The sequence below is a fragment of the Algoriphagus sp. genome, assembly GCF_046296635.1.
Classification (GTDB): domain Bacteria; phylum Bacteroidota; class Bacteroidia; order Cytophagales; family Cyclobacteriaceae; genus Algoriphagus.
This window is the reverse complement of record NZ_JBKBKZ010000012.1, coordinates 33882-52794: the sequence shown is the minus strand read 5'-3', so window position 1 is coordinate 52794 and position 18913 is coordinate 33882. Positions and strand designations below refer to the sequence as shown.

At 41.2% G+C, this 18913-nt stretch carries 18 protein-coding genes and 1 pseudogene; 16 read left to right on the top strand and 3 right to left on the bottom strand.

All coding sequences use genetic code 11. The features are described from left to right. Positions 1 to 8 precede the first annotated feature (8 nt). The 3 genes from mdh to tilS form a co-directional block, all read right to left on the bottom strand. Positions 9 to 944 carry a malate dehydrogenase gene (gene mdh, locus ACK4HU_RS10695; RefSeq protein ID WP_409806609.1) on the bottom strand — a complete coding sequence of 312 codons (936 nt, stop codon included), beginning with the start codon at positions 942 to 944 and terminating at the stop codon, positions 9 to 11. Positions 945 to 1088: 144 nt separating this feature from the next. After that, a complete protein-coding gene (locus tag ACK4HU_RS10690; protein WP_409806607.1) occupies positions 1089 to 1604 on the bottom strand; it encodes a Crp/Fnr family transcriptional regulator in 516 nt (171 codons plus the stop codon). A 3-nt stretch (positions 1605 to 1607) separates the two neighbouring features. Further along, positions 1608 to 2930 carry a tRNA lysidine(34) synthetase TilS gene (gene tilS / locus ACK4HU_RS10685; protein ID WP_409806605.1) on the bottom strand — a complete coding sequence of 441 codons (1323 nt, stop codon included), beginning with the start codon at positions 2928 to 2930 and terminating at the stop codon, positions 1608 to 1610. Positions 2931 to 3067: 137 nt separating this feature from the next. Here tilS and ACK4HU_RS10680 point away from each other — a divergent pair, with 137 nt between their 5' ends. The 16 genes and pseudogenes from ACK4HU_RS10680 to ACK4HU_RS10605 all read left to right on the top strand — a co-directional run bounded on the left by ACK4HU_RS10680 (position 3068) and on the right by ACK4HU_RS10605 (position 18712). Next, on the top strand, positions 3068 to 4723 hold the full coding sequence (locus ACK4HU_RS10680) for an OstA-like protein (RefSeq protein WP_409806603.1): 1656 nt from the start codon (positions 3068 to 3070) through the stop codon (positions 4721 to 4723). 155 nt (positions 4724 to 4878) lie between these two features. Continuing rightward, positions 4879 to 5589: a T9SS type A sorting domain-containing protein gene (locus ACK4HU_RS10675; protein WP_409806601.1), complete on the top strand. Its 711-nt coding sequence runs from the start codon at positions 4879 to 4881 to the stop codon at positions 5587 to 5589. Between the two features lie 64 nt (positions 5590 to 5653). Beyond that, entirely contained in the window at positions 5654 to 6559 is a 906-nt protein-coding gene (locus tag ACK4HU_RS10670) for an outer membrane protein assembly factor BamD (protein WP_409806599.1), read from the top strand. Positions 6560 to 6585: 26 nt separating this feature from the next. Beyond that, positions 6586 to 6900 (top strand): DNA-directed RNA polymerase subunit omega, encoded by a 315-nt coding sequence (locus ACK4HU_RS10665; protein ID WP_409806597.1) that lies wholly within the window; start codon positions 6586 to 6588, stop codon positions 6898 to 6900. A 5-nt stretch (positions 6901 to 6905) separates the two neighbouring features. After that, positions 6906 to 8114 carry a bifunctional phosphopantothenoylcysteine decarboxylase/phosphopantothenate--cysteine ligase CoaBC gene (coaBC, locus tag ACK4HU_RS10660; protein ID WP_409806596.1) on the top strand — a complete coding sequence of 403 codons (1209 nt, stop codon included), beginning with the start codon at positions 6906 to 6908 and terminating at the stop codon, positions 8112 to 8114. Positions 8115 to 8142: 28 nt separating this feature from the next. Continuing rightward, the gene (locus tag ACK4HU_RS10655; RefSeq protein WP_409806594.1) at positions 8143 to 9045 is read left to right on the top strand and encodes a DUF4835 family protein; all 903 of its coding nucleotides are present in this window, start codon (positions 8143 to 8145) and stop codon (positions 9043 to 9045) included. Between the two features lie 38 nt (positions 9046 to 9083). Continuing rightward, complete coding sequence (recN, locus tag ACK4HU_RS10650) at positions 9084 to 10736, top strand: DNA repair protein RecN (RefSeq protein WP_409806593.1); 1653 nt, start codon at positions 9084 to 9086, stop codon at positions 10734 to 10736. Positions 10737 to 10798: 62 nt separating this feature from the next. Continuing rightward, positions 10799 to 11614 (top strand): enoyl-ACP reductase, encoded by an 816-nt coding sequence (locus ACK4HU_RS10645; protein WP_409806591.1) that lies wholly within the window; start codon positions 10799 to 10801, stop codon positions 11612 to 11614. Positions 11615 to 11746: 132 nt separating this feature from the next. Continuing rightward, entirely contained in the window at positions 11747 to 13339 is a 1593-nt protein-coding gene (locus ACK4HU_RS10640; protein ID WP_409806589.1) for an amidohydrolase family protein, read from the top strand. Between the two features lie 98 nt (positions 13340 to 13437). Further along, positions 13438 to 14238 (top strand): alpha/beta fold hydrolase, encoded by an 801-nt coding sequence (locus ACK4HU_RS10635; RefSeq protein ID WP_409806587.1) that lies wholly within the window; start codon positions 13438 to 13440, stop codon positions 14236 to 14238. A 296-nt stretch (positions 14239 to 14534) separates the two neighbouring features. Beyond that, positions 14535 to 14987, top strand: a complete 453-nt coding sequence (locus ACK4HU_RS10630) for a MarR family winged helix-turn-helix transcriptional regulator (RefSeq protein ID WP_409806585.1) — start codon at positions 14535 to 14537, stop codon at positions 14985 to 14987. 79 nt (positions 14988 to 15066) lie between these two features. Next, positions 15067 to 15621 (top strand): YceI family protein, encoded by a 555-nt coding sequence (locus tag ACK4HU_RS10625; RefSeq protein ID WP_409806583.1) that lies wholly within the window; start codon positions 15067 to 15069, stop codon positions 15619 to 15621. A gap of 55 nt (positions 15622 to 15676) precedes the next feature. Then, positions 15677 to 16627, top strand: coding sequence for a ring-cleaving dioxygenase (locus tag ACK4HU_RS10620; RefSeq protein ID WP_409806582.1), 951 nt, complete (start codon positions 15677 to 15679; stop codon positions 16625 to 16627). Beyond that, a complete protein-coding gene (locus ACK4HU_RS10615; protein ID WP_409806581.1) occupies positions 16620 to 17231 on the top strand; it encodes an alpha/beta hydrolase in 612 nt (203 codons plus the stop codon). The genes ACK4HU_RS10620 and ACK4HU_RS10615 overlap by 8 nt, the downstream gene beginning before the upstream one ends. Positions 17232 to 17515: 284 nt before the next feature. After that, a pseudogene (locus tag ACK4HU_RS10610) lies at positions 17516 to 17959 on the top strand (AAA family ATPase); the annotation flags it as partial. Then, complete coding sequence (locus ACK4HU_RS10605) at positions 17939 to 18712, top strand: ATP-binding protein (RefSeq protein ID WP_409806734.1); 774 nt, start codon at positions 17939 to 17941, stop codon at positions 18710 to 18712. The pseudogene ACK4HU_RS10610 and the gene ACK4HU_RS10605, both read left to right, overlap by 21 nt. Positions 18713 to 18913 lie beyond the last annotated feature (201 nt).

Genomic DNA, 18913 nt, shown 5'->3' with positions numbered 1-18913 from the left:
TAATTTAATTACTTGGCCAGATTATCCAAGACATTCATTACTTCCTTCACATGGCCTCTAGAAGTTTCAAGCAAGGCTTTTTCCTCGGCATTGAGGTCAAGTTCGAGCACTTTTTCAACACCATTTTTCCCCAAAATCACCGGTACACCTAAGTAGCAATCGTCGATTCCATACTCGCCGTCCAACTTGATGCAAACAGGGAATACTCTACGCTGATTTTTTAATATAGCCTCTACCATTTGGGCCGCAGCCGATCCTGGTGCATACCAAGCAGAAGTACCCATCAGCTTGACCAATTCTCCACCACCAAATTTGGTGCGCTCAATAATGGCATCCAGCTTTTCTTTTGAAATCAATTCTGTAACTGGAATACCGGCAACTGTGGTATATCTGGGAAGTGGAACCATTGTATCCCCATGGCCCCCCATCAAAATAGCCTGAATCTCTTTTCCGGACACATTGAGTTCCTCTGCCAGGAAAGCCCGGTATCTAGCCGTATCAAGGATTCCAGCCATTCCTATCACTTTATTTCTGCTGAATCCAGAGGTAAGGTGAGCCTGATAGGTCATGACATCCAAGGGGTTGGAAACCATGATAATGATTGCGTTTGGAGAGTGTTTGACCACGTTTTCAGTCACAGACTTCACTATACCCGCATTCGTCTCAATCAGGTCATCACGAGTCATTCCTGGCTTGCGAGGAAGACCGGAAGTGATTACTATGACGTCTGAATTTGCTGTTTTGCTGTAGTCGTTTGTGCTGCCTATGGTGCGGCTGTCATATTGATTGATCGGGGCTTTTTGCCAGATGTCCAGGGCTTTGCCTTCAGCGATGCCCTCCTTTATGTCAACTAAAACAATTTCTTCAGCTATTTCGCGATAAGCTAAAACATCGGCACAGGTTGCACCTACGTTGCCTGCACCTACTACGGTTACTTTGCTCATGATTTTTATTGATTTTATAAATGAATACTGGCTTAAAAGCGCCGCTAAGATATTAAACAACCACTAGGAATCGAAGCTAGAGTAGGAATACTTTAGCCGGCTCTCAGGATTTTTGATAAATGAAAAGAGGGTGTGATGAATTGTTTACTCAAACATTTGTCGGAGACTGAAAAATCCAAATGATTCCCGATAAGAGCCGAAGAGCCTCTGATTATTTCCATTATAATATTCCGCCAAGGAGGTCATCATTTTGGCTTTGATCTTTGGGTTGCTGTCAAAAATCTCCTGAATCGCAAAATGTGGGATCACAATCAGTTCAGCCTCATCTGTGGTAACCAGTGCGGTATAAGTCCGCTTTGCATTTTCCAAAAGAGAATTTTCTCCAAAAGCCTCTCCGGGATTTACTTCCATGATAGTTTCAAAGTTATCTTTAATGTCAATCGTCAGATTTACCTTCCCTTTCTTAATGAGATATAATGCCTGACTCGGATCCTTACTGAAGAAAACTACCTCATTACATAAATATTTACGATGGTGCATGGCAGGAATAAAGCGCGCGAGTTCCTTTTGCCTGAGTCGCTCAAAAAATTTGATTCCCTGCATAAAATCAAACATAACCAGTTGATCCTCATCATAAGTTTTTGAAAATGGATTTATCATGGATCAGATTTTTTTGAAATACAGAATACGTTGAGTTGCAGGGGTACATTTAGCCCAGTCAGCAATTCTGAGTCCCACTACCCATGCGATTTCTTTGCCTGAAACTAAGACTTTTATGTCTTGTTTCTTAGCTAATGGAATTTTTATATCAATAAGGAAGTCAGAGATTTTTTTTGAAGTGTTCATTCCTAGAGGAATGAATTTATCCCCTTCTTGCCAGGTCCTTATTTCTAGCGGAAATTTCAATCTTGATGCATCCAATTGCGCATGGAGAGGATTTTTGTCCAACTCCTTGTTAAAATCCCTGATAGTCAATTGGTACTCTCCTTCAGGGAGTATTAGCTTCTGTTCTTCTTCTTCTGAAATAACAATAGGTGAAAATTCCTCAGTGATTTTTGATAGCACAAGTTCTTCTCGATCGAAATGGATCAGATAGTTCGCACTTTTGAATGTAGCACCAATCTTTGGCTTTACTAATCCCTCTGCGATTGATTGAGCTTGGTCAGAATTGAATCCGTATGGACGCAGCCAAAAGTAAAGCAAAGTAGAGGCCCCGGGTTGAGATTGAATAGCTGAAAATGGAAGGAATTGATAACCTGAATCTTCCCTGATGTTAGTTTTTTTCCAGTTTTCAAAAAGCCCGGTAAATGCTCTTCCTGTATCTTTCAACCTTTGGAAACTCGTAATTAGATTTTTTCGGGCATCCGGCTCGAGTCCGTATATAGCTGGAAGTCCGTTGATTCTGAGGTTATTTCTTTTGTAATCGGATTTCTCATTGGAACTATCTTCTCTCCAGGTCAGCTGATTTGTCCTCATGTATTCATGTATCTCAGCTCTGGAAAAGGGTAAAAGTGGGCGAATCAACCAACCTTTTCTATCTGCCATTCCGTAGACACCTTCGATCCCTGTCCCTCTAAGTAGATTCAGAAAAATCGTTTCCAGTTGATCATCTTCATGATGTGCTAAAATTATTCCGTCTAGCTGGTGTTGGGATCTGATTTCCTCAAAAAAGGCATATCGGATTTCTCTTGCTGCCATTTGTATTGAGATTCCCTTTTGCTGCGCAAAATCCTTCGTATCGGCTCGTTTGATGTGGATTGGGATTTCAAGTTCTTTGGCCCAAGATTGAATAAACTCTTGATCACCTTCACTTTCGAGGCCTCGAAGTTGGAAATTAATATGGACGACTTGGAAAGTGATGCCCAATCGAATCAATAGATTGCCTAGGCACATGCTATCCATACCTCCACTGCATGCGAGCAGGTAAGTAGATTGATGATTGAGAAGGTTTTTAGTGACTAAGTGAGATTGGAAGGCATCGAGCATTGATCAAAAATAAGATTTTCTTCGAGAAAAATGGAAGAGAAAAGTCGTGTTAAGAAAGATCAAAATCGATGCCTTCCACTAGCCATTGATAAAGTTTTACCGTGCTTTCTACTATTTTTGCCGACATCCGATTACTTATGAATATCCGTTTTCTCCATACTTCATTCTTTGTTTTCCTTATTTGCTCCATTTGGGGGCAAAGCTTTGCCCAGGAGTCGTCAACCTTGGAGATTATCAAGGCGGATCTGCTGAGAGGAGCCAACGGCTTTGATCGTTTGTTGGGCAATGTACAGATGAAGCATCAAAACTCGTTGATCTACTGTGATTCAGCATATTTTTTCAGAACAGAAAACAGAGCTCAGCTTTTCGGTAGGGTACGAATTCAGGATACTGAGGACCCGATTACCACAACCAGCACCTATGCTGAATATGATGGCAATACCAAAGTCGCAAAACTTCGAAACAAGGTTGTTTTTACCAATCAAACCACAACGCTTTATACTGATTACCTCGACTACAATAGAGAGACCAACGTAGCGACCTATTTCAACAATGGCAAAGTGGTGGACTCTACCAATGTCCTTACCAGCGAACGTGGAGTATATGAGGTAAATGTGGAGCGAATTACCTTCCGCCAGAATGTAGTCTTGGTCAATCCGGACTATACCATGAAGACGGATAATCTGGTCTATTTGACAATTCCCAAAACTTCCGAAACCAAGGATCTGACCAATATTGTTTCAAAAGAAGGTTACAAATTGGATGCTCAAAAAGGAAGCTTCTACGATACCCAACAGAAGCAGTTTCGGTTTTTTGATGGCATAGTGGAGACAGAAGAAAGTAGGATAAAAGCTATGGAATTGTTCTACGACGAAGGAAAAGCTTACTACAAAGGAAAAGACGATGTTAGGGTTCTGAACAAGGAACGTCAGGTCGAAGTGTATGGTGATAATGGAGAATATTGGGAAGAGCGAAAATACAGCCTAGTACATGGCAATGCGCTAGTGAGGAAATACTTTGAAAAAGACACCCTATTCATGACCGCAGACACCTTGATTTCTCAGGATAGTGAAGCTGACACCGCTAAATTCCTCCTTGCATTCAAATCTATTAAATTGACTAAAACAGACCTTGCGGGGATAGCTGATTCATTGGTTTATAATTATTCGGACTCATCGATTCGGTTGTTTCAGGATCCTGTGATGTGGAACCAAAAAAGCCAGATTTCTGCCGATTCAATGGTGTTTTTCATAGTGAACGAAGAATTGGATCGGGTTTATATGAAGGACAAAGCCTTCGCAATTATGTCTGATACATTACTCAATTTTAACCAAATGAAAGGGAGGGAAATGACAGGATATTTCCTCGATGGTCAAATGGAAAAACTTTTCATAGAGGGGAACGGGGAATCACTGTATTTTGCCTTGGAAGCAGATACCCTTACACAAGGGATCAACAGGATTTTGAGTGCCAATATTAAACTTACTTTTGAGGAAGGGGCGATACGAAAAGCAAATTTTGGAATCAGACCTGATGGGAAGTTTACGCCCGTTCAAAAAATCGATGAAAAGATTTCTCGACTGGATGGTTTTAACTGGAGAATCGAAGAAAAGCCCGATAAGCAAGCAATAGATGCCTGGAGAAAACCAGTAGAAATTGATCTAGATGCAAAAAATTTATTTAACGATCCTGATGTAAAACTTGAGATGCCAACTGATGCTCAGATACAGGAAAAACTTGGAAAATCGGGTTTAGTCCCAATTAAAAAGCAGTTGATTCCAGCGATGAAATAGGAAGTTCTGAACTTAGCAAAAGGACCATTTAATTTTTTCGAAAGGTTAACAACAATTAACCCTGAAATTTATTGTATTGCTAATCAAAAAAGTATTTTTGTACGTATATTAAATTTTAGAAAAACCAATCTCAGGACTATTGATTAAAGCTTTACATGAAATCCTTATTCAAGTTTTTAACATGGCTGTTGTTTTTTGCGCCACTTATGGTTGGTGCTCAGCAGGTGCGTGTTTTGAGTGAGGTGCTTGATTTTGCAGGAGAAATAGGATCTTCACAGCGCAAAACCATCATTCTTCAAAATGAATCCAATCAGAACAGAACTTATTTTCTCAAAAATTTAAGGGGGAGTGTTGGCTCCTCTCAAAAAGTGAAAGTTTGCCTCAATGATCAATGTTTTGATCCTAAAAAAGATCTTTCCAAGATTTCTATAAAACTGGCTCCAGGGGAGATTTTCACTGACCTATACATGGAATTTGAAATGGGGATCGCTGAAACACGAGGAAGCTTTGACTTATTTTTTGTTAACGTAGAAAATATTCGGGAAAACTTTGTCGTTGAGGCTAGGTATGAAGTGGCTTCGGGTTCTACCCCTGATTTCACCCACAAAGACATCAAATTAAGTGGAATCTATCCCAATCCAAGTAACAGAATAGCCCAATTGGATTATGAATTAGTTAATCCAAAAGCAAAAGCTAAAATCAGTATAAACAGCTTTATTGGAAACCCAATAGCTGAATATGAACTGGATCCAGATCGCAATTCCTTAGTGATTAATGTGACGGATTTCCAACCAGGCGTCTACTTCTATACCCTTTTTGTAGACAACAAAAATGTAGTAACCAAGAAACTACAAGTTAAGAAGTAAGAAATCCTAAATACTTCAGGCATTTGAATACGAACAATTTACCCGTATATTTGCGGTCTTGAAAATGAGCATGTTGTCAAAATCCTTCCAATTTCTATTTATTCTGATATTTGTCGCTTCCTGTGGCCCTTTTTCCAAGTTGGAAAAAAGCACTAACTGGGAAGAACTATACAATGGTGCAAACAAGTATTACCAAGAAGGGGAGTATGGTAAAGCGATCATTCTCTATGAGAAGGTGCTTCCAGTAATTAAAGGCTCTGAAAAAGCCGAAATGGCAGAATACAATCATGCCAACAGTCACTTTAAAATCAAGCGTTACATCGAGGCAGCAGGTTATTTCAACTCATTTTTCAGAACTTATAACCGTAGTCCTCTGGCAGAAGAAGCACTCTTTCTTCACGCTTATTCATTATATCTAGATGCCCCGAATTACAATCTGGATCAGCAAAGCAGTCAGGAGGCAGTAGCAGCCATTCAGCAATTTGTTACCAGATTTCCGGAATCAGCCAGCTACGAGCGAGCCATGGAAATGTTGATTGACCTCGAGGGTAGGTTTGAAGACAAAGCCTACAGTGAAGCTCAACTGTATTACAAATTGAAAGATGGTCTATTTCCAGGAGATTTCTATCGAGCATGCATTGTTAATTTTCAGAATTTCGTAAAAGATTATCCTGAAAGTAAGCGCAATGAAGAACTTAGCTACAAATTGGTTGAGGTTGGTTTTGGTTACGCTAGAAACTCAGCATTTGACAAAAAGGAGGATAGGTTAAAAGATGCACTTTCGTTCGCAAATTCATTCTATCGTAAATATCCGAGTAGTGCCTTTTCAGGTAAAGTGAAAGATTTCGAAGCCAGTACCCGGAAGGAGCTTGAGTCACACACAAAGCTCAAAAAAGAATATGCCGAAAGACTTGCAGCAGAAGAAGCTAAAGCACTCTCTGAGGCATTATCAAAGGAGAAAAATAATTAAATCAGAAATTTATAACTAAAAATAATATGGCTGTTAACCCATCTATTGTAACTCGTGACCTTGATAAAGTGGCTGATAAGACAGGGAATATCTACGATTCCCTTCATATCGTTGGTCTTCGGGCCAAGCAAATCTCCACCAACCTTAAGGAAGAGTTGAATAACAAACTTTCTGAGTTTGCTTCTACTGTAGATAATCTGGAAGAAGTGTTTGAAAACAAAGAGCAAATCGAAATCTCTAAGTTTTACGAGCGTATGCCAAAACCATCAACCATGGCAATGGAAGAATTTATGGAAGGAAAAGTGTATTACAGATTTCCCGCAGAAGAGGGAGCTGAGTAATCGCTATGAACCTTCAAGGTAAGCGGATTCTACTTGGAGTGACTGGCAGCATTGCTGCGTATAAGTCTGCTCATCTGACTCGCTTGCTTATTAAGTCCGGAGCTGAAGTGCAAATCATTATGAGTGCTTCAGCTCTTGATTTTATTACCCCCCTTACTTTAGCCACCCTATCCAAGCGTCTGGTCTTGTCAGATTTTTTCGATACTAAAACTGGGGCTTGGAACAACCACGTAGAACTTGGGCTTTGGGCAGATCTTTTTATTGTGGCCCCTTTGAGTGCCAATACCCTTGCAAAATTCGCAAATGGACATTGTGATAATCTCCTCTCAGCAACTTATCTCTCAGCACGTTGTCCGGTAATGCTTGCTCCAGCCATGGATTTGGATATGTATCAACATCCTGCAGTTCGAGAAAACCTTCGAAAGGTTCAATCCTTTGGAAATATCCTATTGGATGCAGAAAGCGGCGAACTTGCCAGCGGACTTTCTGGCCAGGGAAGAATGATGGAGCCGGAGCATATTTTATCGCAGGTTGAAAAATTTTTCAGCATTAAGTCAGATTTTCTTGGAAAGAAAGTTCTAATTACACTAGGACCTACTCAGGAACCGATTGATCCCGTCAGGTATATCAGCAATCATTCCTCAGGAAAAATGGGTTTAGCAATAGCAAATGCCTTCAAATCCAGCGGGGCTGAAGTTTTTTTGGTTTCGGGACCTATTTCCATTCCCCTTGATCCCGAAGCTTTTCACCAGACTCGGGTGGAATCAGCCACTGAAATGTTCGAAGCCGCCAGAAACCTTCATTATATGATGGATTTTTGTGTATTTGCGGCAGCTGTAGCAGATTATGCTCCTGCTGAAATAGCGAAAGAAAAGATTAAAAAGAGCGAGTCCGAAATGTCCATTTTGCTTAAAAAAAATGTGGACATTGCTTTTGAATTGGGGAAGCTTAAAAAGCAAGAACAGATCCATATAGGTTTTGCATTGGAAACTGAAAAAGAAGAACTGCACGCTAAAGCTAAATTGGATAAGAAAAACTTTGATTTGATCGTTCTAAATTCAGCCAATGAAGTTGGGGCAGGATTTCAGCATGACACAAATCGAGTAAAGATTTTTCATCGGGACGGTAGATTTGCTGATTCTGGACTTATTTCAAAAGTAAAAGTGGCCGAGTTGATTTTAGAAGAAATCAAAAAGGTCCCGGTTTGGATTTGAGCTGTTGAATTTTAGCTATTTTAGAGACATGACTAAGTTGAAACTTCTGGTATTCTTTTACTTTTTGTTGCAAACAGCGCATGCCCAAGAATTAAACTTCACCGTAATTATCAATAGTGATCGATCCCGAATCCAGAATACGGATATTTTCAACCAGATGAAGACCAATTTCGAGCAGTTTCTTAACGGCCGCTCTTGGTCAAATGATGAATACCGCCCGGAGGAGCGAATCAAAGGGAATCTTTTGATCACCATAAATGATGTCCCTCAAATTGGCTTTTACAATGCGACTGTTCAGGTTCAAGTGGTTCGTCCCGTCTATGGGACCAACTATGAGTCTTTGATTCTTAATTATGCAGACCGAAGTTGGAACTTCGAATATTTGGAATCTCAGCCTTTGGAATTCAATCGATTTACATTTTTGAATAACATCAGTTCACTTTTAGCATTTTATGCACATATCGCCCTCGGGATTGATTATGATACTTTTTCCAGTCGTGGAGGGAATCCTTATTTTGAGGTGGCAAATGATATAGTAAATAATGCTCAGAATTCCGGCAGGCCAGGTTGGGTACAAACTCAGGGAGACCGGAGAAGTCGCTATTGGTTGATTAATGATATCTATGTTTCCACGATTTATGGACCTATTCGTGATGCCTATTATTTGTATCATAGACAGGGTATGGATTTGATCCAACTAAACCCTGAAACAGCCTATAAAAATATACTTGAAGCAATCCGATTGGTGGCAGAGGCGAACAAGCTTCAACCAAATGGGATTTTCACTATCACATTTGTGGATGCAAAGTCCGATGAGATTTCCAAAGTCCTAAAAAGTGCACCTTTTGAAATCAGGGATGAAGCCGTCAAATTACTCTTGCAAGTGGATCCTAATAACGCCAGAAAGTACAACGAGCTCTTAAAAAGCTAAGATGGTTTTTTTAGCTTTGCCTTAAGCTTTTCCAGCATATGCTCAAATCACTTAGTATTTCCAATTACGCACTCATAGACCTGTTACACATGCAGCCCAGTAAGGGACTTAGCATGATAACCGGTGAAACCGGCGCTGGAAAGTCCATTATGCTTGGAGCTGTGGGGCTACTTCTTGGTAATCGCTCAGATTCTAAGGTGCTACTTCACGAAGATAAAAAATGTGTTGTCGAAGGTGTTTTTGATATTTCGGAATATGGGCTAAAAGATTTTTTTGAGCAGGAACAATTGGATTTTGAGGAAAGCTGCATCATCCGAAGAGAAATCAGCCCAAATGGGAAATCACGTTCTTTTGTCAATGACACGCCTGTTCTACTCGATTTTCTGAAAGTACTTGGGTCAAAACTTATGGATGTCCATTCTCAGCATGACACCCTTCAACTTGGAGAAGGAGGTTACCAACTCAGTTTAGTTGACGCATTTGCTCAGACAGGATTAGACCTTGTAGCGTTTCAGGAGAAATTTAAAGCTTTCCGAAAAGCGAAAAAACAATACGAAGAGTTAAAGCAGAAGGCCTTTGAAATGCAAAAAGAAGCTGATTTCAATCAGTTCCAACTGGATGAATTAAGTACGATTTCATTGCTGGCTGGTGAACAAGAGGAGTTAGAATCCACGCAGGAGGTGCTGGAGAATGCTGAAGAAATCAAGGTGAAAATCAACGAGATGCTTGCTCTTTTTCAAGAAGAGCAGTTTGGGATAATTCAGGGATTGGGGCAGATCCAACATGGAATGCAAAGCCTGGAGCGCTTGGCTCATAAATTTTCTGAATTGAAAGAACGATTTCAGAGTGTTTTTATTGAGGTAAAAGATTTGACTGAGTCACTCGTAGATGAAGAAAGCAAAGTAGAAATTGACTTTGGTAAATTGGATCAGATACGAGATCGATTGAGTAAAATTTACCAACTGCAGAAAAAGCACGGAGCGAATACTGTGGAGGAATTGATAAAGATTGAAAGTGAGCTTGCAGATAAAGTTTTTCAGTTTCAAAACTTGGATGAAAGCCTATTGGTGGCTGAAAAAAATCTGAAAGAGGCACAAGTTTCCATGGCAGAGTCCGGGCAATCACTGACAGAAAAACGCAAATCCTGTTTTGTGCAATTTGGAAAAGAGCTTCAGAAACTTCTAGCGGGACTTGGAATGGAAAATGCACGAATCCAATTTGAACACAAGCAAATTTCTCCGTCTCCTACTGGTTTGGATGAAGTAGAAATATTATTCTCTGCAAATAAAGGCGGTACATTACAACCCATGAAAAAAGTGGCATCTGGAGGAGAATTTTCACGATTACTGTTCGCTATAAAGTTTTTGATGGCAGATAAAATGGCCTTACCGACTTTGATTTTTGACGAAATTGACTCAGGTATTTCAGGTGAAGTGGCACTGCAGATGGTTCGAATGATGAAGGAAATAGCTTCTCGACATCAGGTGATTTGTATTACGCACCTTCCTCAAGTAGCTGCGAAAGGGGAACTGCATTACTTCGTCTATAAAGACAATTCGACAGAAAAAACAGTCAGTAAAATCAGGCTCCTCAGTCCCGAAGACCGGGTTTCTGAGCTTGCCAAAATGATCGCTGGTTCCAATCCTTCTGCTTCTGCTTTGGAGAGTGCCAAGGAGCTATTGTTGAATTGATCAGGGTAATCCCAAAATTTCTCTATTTTTACTCAAATTTTTGAAATCAATCCAAACGCCATATGCCAGAAAATTTGCTAAAAGGAAAAGTTGGAATCATCACAGGAGCCCTGGATGAAAATTCAATTGCCTGGAAAACTGCCCTAAAAGTAAAAGACCAAGGAGGCCGCTTTGTCCTCACCAATGCCCCAATAGCTATGCGGATGGGTGCTATTAAAGAACTTGCGGAAGAATGCAACACCATTGTTGTCCCTGCGGATGCCACGGTAGTAGAAGACATCGAAAAGCTATATGCTGAAGCAAAAGAATTTTTGGGGTCCAACTTTGATTTTCTTTTACATTCTATCGGAATGTCTCCTAATATCCGCAAAGGCCGTAGCTATGGAGATTTGAATTATGATTGGGCAATGAAATCTTACGATGTTTCCTCGCTTTCTTTTCACAAGATGATGCAGGTAGCAGAAAAGATGGACGTGATGAAAGAGTGGGGATCGATTGTCGGCCTTTCTTACATTGCTGCCCAGCGTGTTTTTCCTTTTTATACGGATATGGCTGACGCCAAAGCTTTGCTGGAAAGTATAGCGAGAGGATACGGTTATCGATATGGCAAGTTGAAAAAAGTCCGAGTAAATACTATTTCTCAGTCTCCGACTAAAACAACAGCAGGTTCAGGAATCGGAGGATTTGATTCCTTTTACAATTTTGCAGAGGCACTCTCCCCGCTTGGTAATGCTTCTGCTGAAGCTTGTGCTGATTACATCGTGACTATGTTCTCCGATTTGACAAGAATGGTGACTATGCAAAATCTCTTTCATGACGGTGGCTATTCCTTCACCGGCATTTCCGAGGATATCATGGAAAAGTTTAAAGATTTATAAAACCACTAACCTCCAACTAAAGGCCCGATTGATCTCAGTCGGGCTTTTTTTTGGTGCACCAACTGTCCAAATCCCGTTTTTTCCTAATCCAATTTATTCTATCTTATTGATCTAAATCTAGCCATCCAATCTATGCTTAAGAAAATTTTACTCACGGCCTTTACTGCCCTTGCTTTGGCCTTTCACACTTTTTCCCAAATCATGCCTGCACCTGCAAGAACAGAGGGTGAGGGTCCTTATACCAAATTGATTCTCCGCGGGGTGATTTTGGTAGATGGTACCGGTGCACCTCCCGTCGGCCCGGTAGACATCGTGGTGGAGAAAAATCGTATCACTCAAATTCAAACTGTAGGTTACCCCGGACTTCCGATTAGCGAAAACAGAAGGCCTAAAGCAGACGCAAACACTAAGGTTTTGGATTTGGAGGGACATTACCTGCTCCCGGGATTTGTAGATAGTCATGGTCATATTGGTGGTACGGGACAGGGTACTCCAGCTGAATATGTTTACAAACTATGGATGGCACATGGAATTACAACGATCAAAGACCCTTCTGCAGGCAATGGACTGAGTTGGGTATTAGACCAAAAAAAGAAATCCTTAGCCAATGAAATCACGGCTCCGAGAATTCTTGCTTTCACCTCTTTTGGACAGGGTTCAGAAAGCCCAATCACGAATGCTGAGCAAGCAAAAGCATGGGTCAATTCCAACAAAGCCAAAGGAGCTGACGGAATAAAGTTTTTTGGAGCAAAACCTGAAGTGATGGAAGCGGCAATTTCCGAAAATAAAAGGATTGGTCTTCGATCCGTTATGCATCATCAGCAGTTGGACGTGGCGAGATGGAATGTATTGAACTCTGCTCGAGCGGGATTGACGGGAATGGAACATTGGTATGGATTACCTGAGGCGCTTTTTCAGGATCGTACGATTCAGGATTTTAGATTGGATTACAATTATCAAAACGAGCAACACCGATTTGCTGAGGCAGGTAAACTTTGGAACCAATCAGCCCCACCTTATTCTGAGCACTGGAACAAGGTCATGAATGAATTATTGGAGCTTGACTTTACCCTTGATCCTACCTTCAATATTTATGAAGCCAACCGTGATCTGATGCGAGCTCGAACCCAAGAATGGCATGCGGTTTACACTTTGCCATCACTTTGGAAGTTTTACGCTCCAAGCAGACAATCCCATGGTTCTTATTGGTTTGACTGGACCACTGAGGAAGAGGTGCAATGGAAAAAGAACTACAATCTCTGGATGACTTTTGTGAATGAATACAAAAACCGTGGAGGACGGGTGACTGCCGGTTCAGATTCTGGATTCATCTATCAGCTATACGGATTTGCATACATCCGGGAACTGGAATTGCTCCGAGAGGCGGGTTTTCATCCTTTGGAAGTGATTCGATCAGCGACTATGTATGGTGCGGAGGCCTTGGGAATGGATAAGGAAATTGGAACTGTTGAGGTGGGGAAGTTGGCTGATTTTGTAATTTTGGAAGAAAATCCGCTTCAAAATTTAAAAGTTCTTTATGGCACTGGTACAATTCGCATTAATGACAATAATGAACCTGTGAGAGTCGGAGGCGTTAAGTACACTGTGAAGGACGGCATTGTCTATGATGCAAAGAAACTGCTTGAGGATGTCCGCAAAATTGTAGACGAGCATAAAGCCAGAGAAAATGCACGAATTACCCAGCCAGGATTGGATTGGGAATAAATCGATTCATTATTTTAAGGATACCAAATAGAAGGGGAGGGTAGAGTTCACTTCCTTTCTTTTTCAGTTATTTTCCAATTCCAAAACCAATCATACTTATGCCCATTATTGAGGTAAATGGAGTGAATCTTTTTTATGAAGAAAAAGGAGCTGGGAAAGAGACAATAATCCTCTCACACGGTTTGTTGTGGACTCACCGCATGTTTCGGGATCAGGTAGATTTCTTAAGCAGAAATTATCGAGTGATTGCCTATGATCACAGAGGGCAGGGACAAAGTGAAGTGAAGGCTCCATTTGATATGGATACAATAGCGGAAGATGCGGCCGCATTAATCCAGGAGCTTTGTGATAGCCCGGTCCATTTTGCAGGGTTATCCATGGGAGGATTTGTAGGAATCAGACTTGCAGCCCGTTACCCAGAATTAATCAAAAGTCTCATTTTGCTGGAGACTTCAGCCAATGCTGAACCAGTCGAAAATCTACCTCAATACAAAACGCTAAATGGAATTGTGAAATGGCTAGGAATCATACCACCCGTAGCCTCTAAAGTGATGCACATTATGTTTGCAGAAAGCTGGCTTTCGAATCCATCAAACGCGGCATTGATTAAACATTGGAAAAAGGAGCTTTCCTCCAATAAGAAAAGTATTACAGGCCCGGTAGAGGGAGTGATCTATAGAAAAGGTGTGGAGGATGAATTATCCAAAATCACATGTCCTACTATGATTATTGTCGGAGATGAGGATGTGGCTACCAAACCTGAAAAAGCAAAATATATCCAGATGGGTATAGCCAAAGCAAAACTTCACATCATTCCCGGTGCGGGTCATAGCAGTTGTATTGAAAAACCTGACCAAATCAATCGATTGATTGGTGATTGGCTTGAAATAGTTAAGTAACCTAAGAACTTCAATTTAATTTTATGTGATTATCCGCTTCTTTGGCAGTAGATAAAACAATTTATAAAAAATAGGTTCAAACGCTAAGATTCAGGCCCTCTTTTGTCTCTGGTCCTGCCTACCGCAGGCAGGCTTCCAGTCGATAATCTATGAAAATTCGCCTACTGGCAGAATAATTGAAATTCATATAATTTTAAGTTTCCTTCCCGTTTCACATTTTTTTTCAAAAAAAGAGCAAGATTCGAAACTTTTTCATACATTTAAATGTATATACATTTAATTCATCTGTAATTAATATGGGAAAGATAGAAGACGCTATTCAGCAAAAGGAATTTAAAGACCCTTATAATAAGTTGGTCGTAAACCTCCTTTACACGCATAGCTATATGGTGACTTCTCAAAGTTCGCTTTTCAAGCCACACGATCTGTCTCCGGAGCAATATAATGTGTTGAGAATCCTGAGAGGGCAAAATGGTACGCCTACCACAGTTTCCTCAATTCAGGATCGCATGCTCAACAAAATGTCAAATGCTTCGAGGCTTGTTGATAAATTGAAACTGAAAGATCTCGTGAAGCGGGAAGAATGTCCTAGTGACAGACGTCAAGTTGATGTGCTAATAACTGAAAAAGGTTTAGAACTTCTTGGTCAGTTAGAAGTTTTGGTTGAGGAAAATAATCGAAATTCCTTGCACCTATCCCTTGTAGAGGTTAACACCTTGAATGATCTCCTTGATAAATTGAGAGGGTAAAAAAAATTTTGAAAAAATAAATGTCTATACAATAAATGTTAAAACAATTCCAACAAACTATAACTTAAACAAACAAATTATGAGTACTGCAAAATGGATAATTGACCCAACACACTCTGAAGTTTCTTTCAAAGTAAAGCATTTGGTCATCTCAACTGTCACAGGCTATTTCAAAAGTTTTGAAGGGTCAGCGGAGTCAAAATCAGATGATTTCGAAGGAGCAAGTGTGAATTTTTCAGCGGAAATCGACAGCATCGACACCAATCAGTCTGACCGTGACAATCATTTAAAATCAGCTGATTTCTTTGATGCTGCAAATCATCCCAACTTGATTTTCGCAGGAAAAGTAGCTAAAAATGGTACTGACTATAAGCTGGTAGGTGAACTTACTATCCGCGGAAACAAGAAAGAGGTGACCCTAGACGTTGACTTTGGTGGTGTGGCAGGCGATCCTTATGGACAAACCAAAGCAGGTTTTGAAATCGAGGGAAAAATCAGCCGTAAAGAATTTGGTTTGACTTGGTCAGCCGTAACTGAAGCCGGAAATGTTGTAGTAAGTGATCAGGTAAGATTACATTTAAGTGTTCAATTGGTAAAACAATTGGTCAACGAGCCAGCGGAGGCAACAGCATAATTTTCAGAGCTGCCTTCGGGCAGCTTTTTTTCACTCCAAAACGAAAGGAAAACTCATGACACCATTAATCACCGGCATACATCACATCACAGCGATCGCCGGAAATCCGCAAAAAAATATTGATTTCTACTCTGGTATTCTTGGTTTGAGGCTGGTGAAGAAGACGATCAACTTTGATTCACCCGATGTCTACCACTTCTACTTCGGAGATGAATTGGGTAGACCAGGCACGGTATTCACCACTTTCCCGTTTACAGGAGCGCGAAAAGGCACCAAAGGAGCTGGTGAATTGACCTATACAGCTTTTTCTATTGGAAAAGATTCGCTGGACTATTGGATTGAGCGATTGAAAAAATTCGGAATTGCTGTCTCTGATATTCAAACCCGCTTTGGTGAAAAGCTCATTCGATTCGAAGATCATGACAGCATGGGAATTGAATTGGTGGCCAATGATCAAGATGATCGACCAGGCTGGACCTATGGGCACATCCCTTCTGAGCATTCTGTCAAAGGATTCTATGGTGCTACGCTTAATTTGCGAGCTAAGGAATTAACGGAAAAGTTACTTACCCAACACATGGATTATCGATTTATCGGTCAAGAGGGCGAGCGTTTCCGATATGGCACAGCTGGCAAGCCAGGAGATATTGTAGACATCGTCATCGACCGAACTGGAAATCGTGGTCAGCAATCTGCAGGAACGGTTCATCACATTGCTTTCCGCACCGCGAATACGACTACTCAGCTTCAGATTCAAGAGATCTTGATGCGAAACGGTTACCAAGTCACTGAGGTCAAAGACAGAAACTATTTCAAATCCATATACTTCCGGGAGCCGGGAGGCGTTTTATTTGAAATAGCTACAGATGGACCTGGTTTTGCAATCGATGAGGAGGAAGCGCATTTGGGTGAGTTAATCAAGCTACCTGATTGGGCAGAACCTAGCCGAGAAAAAATCGAAAAGAATCTGACACCTGTCAAACTAGACATTGAATCCTATGTCTGATATCAAAAGAGCAGGACTTCCTCTCGTGGAAGCCAAAAAAGCACTCATTATGATCCATGGACGCGGAGCAACCGCTGATAGTATCCTTTCGCTAGTTTCTAGTCTTGATTTGACCGATTATGCAATTTTGGCGCCTCAGGCGAACTCAAACAGCTGGTATCCGTTTGGTTTTATGGCACCAGTCGAAAGCAACAAAGTTGCATTGGAGAATTCGCTCAGTATTTTGAAAGAAACGTGGAATGAAATTGAAGCCGCAGGAATTAAGGCCGAGAACACAGTTTTGCTTGGGTTTTCTCAGGGAGCGTGTCTCACCCTTGAATTTTCAGCGCGCAGTGCTCAAAAGTTTGGCGGTGTTGTAGCTTTTACTGGAGGATTAATCGGAAAGCAGATTAAGCCTGAAAATTATTCCGGGGATTTTCAAGGGACTCCAATTTTCATCGGTAGCAGTGATCGTGACTTTCACGTTCCTGCCAAAAGGATTAAAGAATCAGCGGATTTGCTTCGCAAAATGGGAGCAGACGTGACAATAGAATTATTTGATGACCCGGATCACACGATCAGGGAAGAAGAAATAAACTGGGTAAACCAAAGGATTTTTATATGATCATTTCACAGTGTGTCGCTTCGGCGCCATGCCTGTCTGCTCAGGCAGGTTAGATTTCTTGTAAGGTCTATTTAGTTTGAAAAGTCCCCGGCAAGTGTCGGGGTATTTTTTTGTCTCTTTATTTAAAGTTCACCGAACTCTAATTTCAATTTAGGTCAGTTTAAGTGGGTTTCTAGCTTAAAAAATTATTTCATAACTCACTGAATATAAATAAAATGGACTGTTTATTTGAAATTTACTCAATACATTGAGTAAATTTACTCAGTATATTGAGTAAAATAGTCATGGCTTACCAAAGAGCTGAAAAAATCCAGATTCAAAATCGACTCCAGAATGAACCTCGCAGGTTTATACAGGTAATTTATGGACCACGCCAGGTGGGAAAAACTACTCTTGTGCGTCAGGTGATCCGAGATATGGACAGCCCGCATTCACTTGTTGCTGCTGACGCTGTCCCGGCAAGTGATCAGGTGTGGATAGCTCAGCAATGGGAAAATGCCCGTGCAAAGCAGCAGCTTTCGCCTGAGATGCCTTAGCTCTTGGTCATTGATGAGGTCCAAAAGATTGATAATTGGAGCGAGCAAGTCAAAGCGGAGTGGGATCGGGACACCAGGGAAGAGCGAGATATTCGTGTAATTTTGCTTGGTTCCTCGCGGTTGATGTTGCAGCAGGGATTGACGGAGTCCTTGGCGGGGAGATTCGAGGCGATGTATTTGGGGCATTGGTCATACGCTGAAATGAAAGAAGCATTCGGACTGACTCCTGCCGAATACATCTGGTATGGAGGATATCCCGGTGCGATTACACTCAAAGATGACGAAGACCGCTGGAAAAGCTATGTCAGGGACTCTCTTTTGGAGACCAGCATTTCAAGGGATATTCTAATGCTGACTCGTGTGGATAAGCCTGCATTGATGAAGCGGCTTTTCGAGATTGGCTCAGCTTATTCCGGACAGGTGCTCAGCTTCACCAAAGTCATGGGGCAGCTGGCAGATGCCGGCAATACCACTACGCTGTCTAATTATCTCGAGCTACTCAATGAAGCTGGTCTCCTGGGTGGACTACAGAAGTACAGTCCTAATTTGGTTCGGAAGCGCTCATCCAGTCCCAAATTTATGGTGCATAATACCTCCATCATGTCCGGGATTTCGAATGAGACCTTCGAGACACTTCAGGCGGATCACAAAGCTTGGGGTCGTTGGGTGGAGTCAGCAGTCGGGGCGCACCTGATCAATCAAGCCTTCAAAGACAAGAAGATCTCCATCTATTATTGGCGAGAAGCAAATTATGAGGTGGATTTCATAGTCGAATACAAAAAGCGCATCATTGCCTTGGAAGTGAAGACTTCAAAAGTTGGTGGATTGAGCGGCATGAATGCGTTCGTTAAGGCTCATTATCCGGAAAAATCTCTCCTGATCGGCACTGGAGGCATACCTTGGGAAGACTTCCTTCAGATGAATGTCCTGGATCTATACACCTAAAAGACAGTCAGTTTGGCTGTCTTTTTTGCTTAATAATTATTTTGTAACCTACTGTAAATCAATTGATAAAATCACTTTTCAGAAATTTACTCAATGTACTGAGTAAAATTACTCAATGGCTTTTTTTCGCCACTAAGTCGCGAAGGCACAATAGAGGATTTTTATAGGGTCTTATTGAAAACAGGATTCACTTGGGACTTT

Coding starts and splice junctions, on each gene's coding strand:
- ACK4HU_RS10670 (WP_409806599.1), top strand. CDS start 5,654: ATGAGCATGTTGTCAAAATCCTTCCAATTTCTATTTATTCTGATATTT.
- ACK4HU_RS10635 (WP_409806587.1), top strand. CDS start 13,438: ATGCCCATTATTGAGGTAAATGGAGTGAATCTTTTTTATGAAGAAAAA.
- ACK4HU_RS10630 (WP_409806585.1), top strand. CDS start 14,535: ATGGGAAAGATAGAAGACGCTATTCAGCAAAAGGAATTTAAAGACCCT.
- mdh (WP_409806609.1), bottom strand. CDS start 944: ATGAGCAAAGTAACCGTAGTAGGTGCAGGCAACGTAGGTGCAACCTGT.
- ACK4HU_RS10690 (WP_409806607.1), bottom strand. CDS start 1,604: ATGATAAATCCATTTTCAAAAACTTATGATGAGGATCAACTGGTTATG.
- ACK4HU_RS10615 (WP_409806581.1), top strand. CDS start 16,620: ATGTCTGATATCAAAAGAGCAGGACTTCCTCTCGTGGAAGCCAAAAAA.
- coaBC (WP_409806596.1), top strand. CDS start 6,906: ATGAACCTTCAAGGTAAGCGGATTCTACTTGGAGTGACTGGCAGCATT.
- ACK4HU_RS10680 (WP_409806603.1), top strand. CDS start 3,068: ATGAATATCCGTTTTCTCCATACTTCATTCTTTGTTTTCCTTATTTGC.
- ACK4HU_RS10655 (WP_409806594.1), top strand. CDS start 8,143: ATGACTAAGTTGAAACTTCTGGTATTCTTTTACTTTTTGTTGCAAACA.
- ACK4HU_RS10665 (WP_409806597.1), top strand. CDS start 6,586: ATGGCTGTTAACCCATCTATTGTAACTCGTGACCTTGATAAAGTGGCT.
- ACK4HU_RS10640 (WP_409806589.1), top strand. CDS start 11,747: ATGCTTAAGAAAATTTTACTCACGGCCTTTACTGCCCTTGCTTTGGCC.
- ACK4HU_RS10675 (WP_409806601.1), top strand. CDS start 4,879: ATGAAATCCTTATTCAAGTTTTTAACATGGCTGTTGTTTTTTGCGCCA.
- tilS (WP_409806605.1), bottom strand. CDS start 2,930: ATGCTCGATGCCTTCCAATCTCACTTAGTCACTAAAAACCTTCTCAAT.
- ACK4HU_RS10625 (WP_409806583.1), top strand. CDS start 15,067: ATGAGTACTGCAAAATGGATAATTGACCCAACACACTCTGAAGTTTCT.
- recN (WP_409806593.1), top strand. CDS start 9,084: ATGCTCAAATCACTTAGTATTTCCAATTACGCACTCATAGACCTGTTA.
- ACK4HU_RS10620 (WP_409806582.1), top strand. CDS start 15,677: ATGACACCATTAATCACCGGCATACATCACATCACAGCGATCGCCGGA.
- ACK4HU_RS10605 (WP_409806734.1), top strand. CDS start 17,939: ATGTATTTGGGGCATTGGTCATACGCTGAAATGAAAGAAGCATTCGGA.
- ACK4HU_RS10645 (WP_409806591.1), top strand. CDS start 10,799: ATGCCAGAAAATTTGCTAAAAGGAAAAGTTGGAATCATCACAGGAGCC.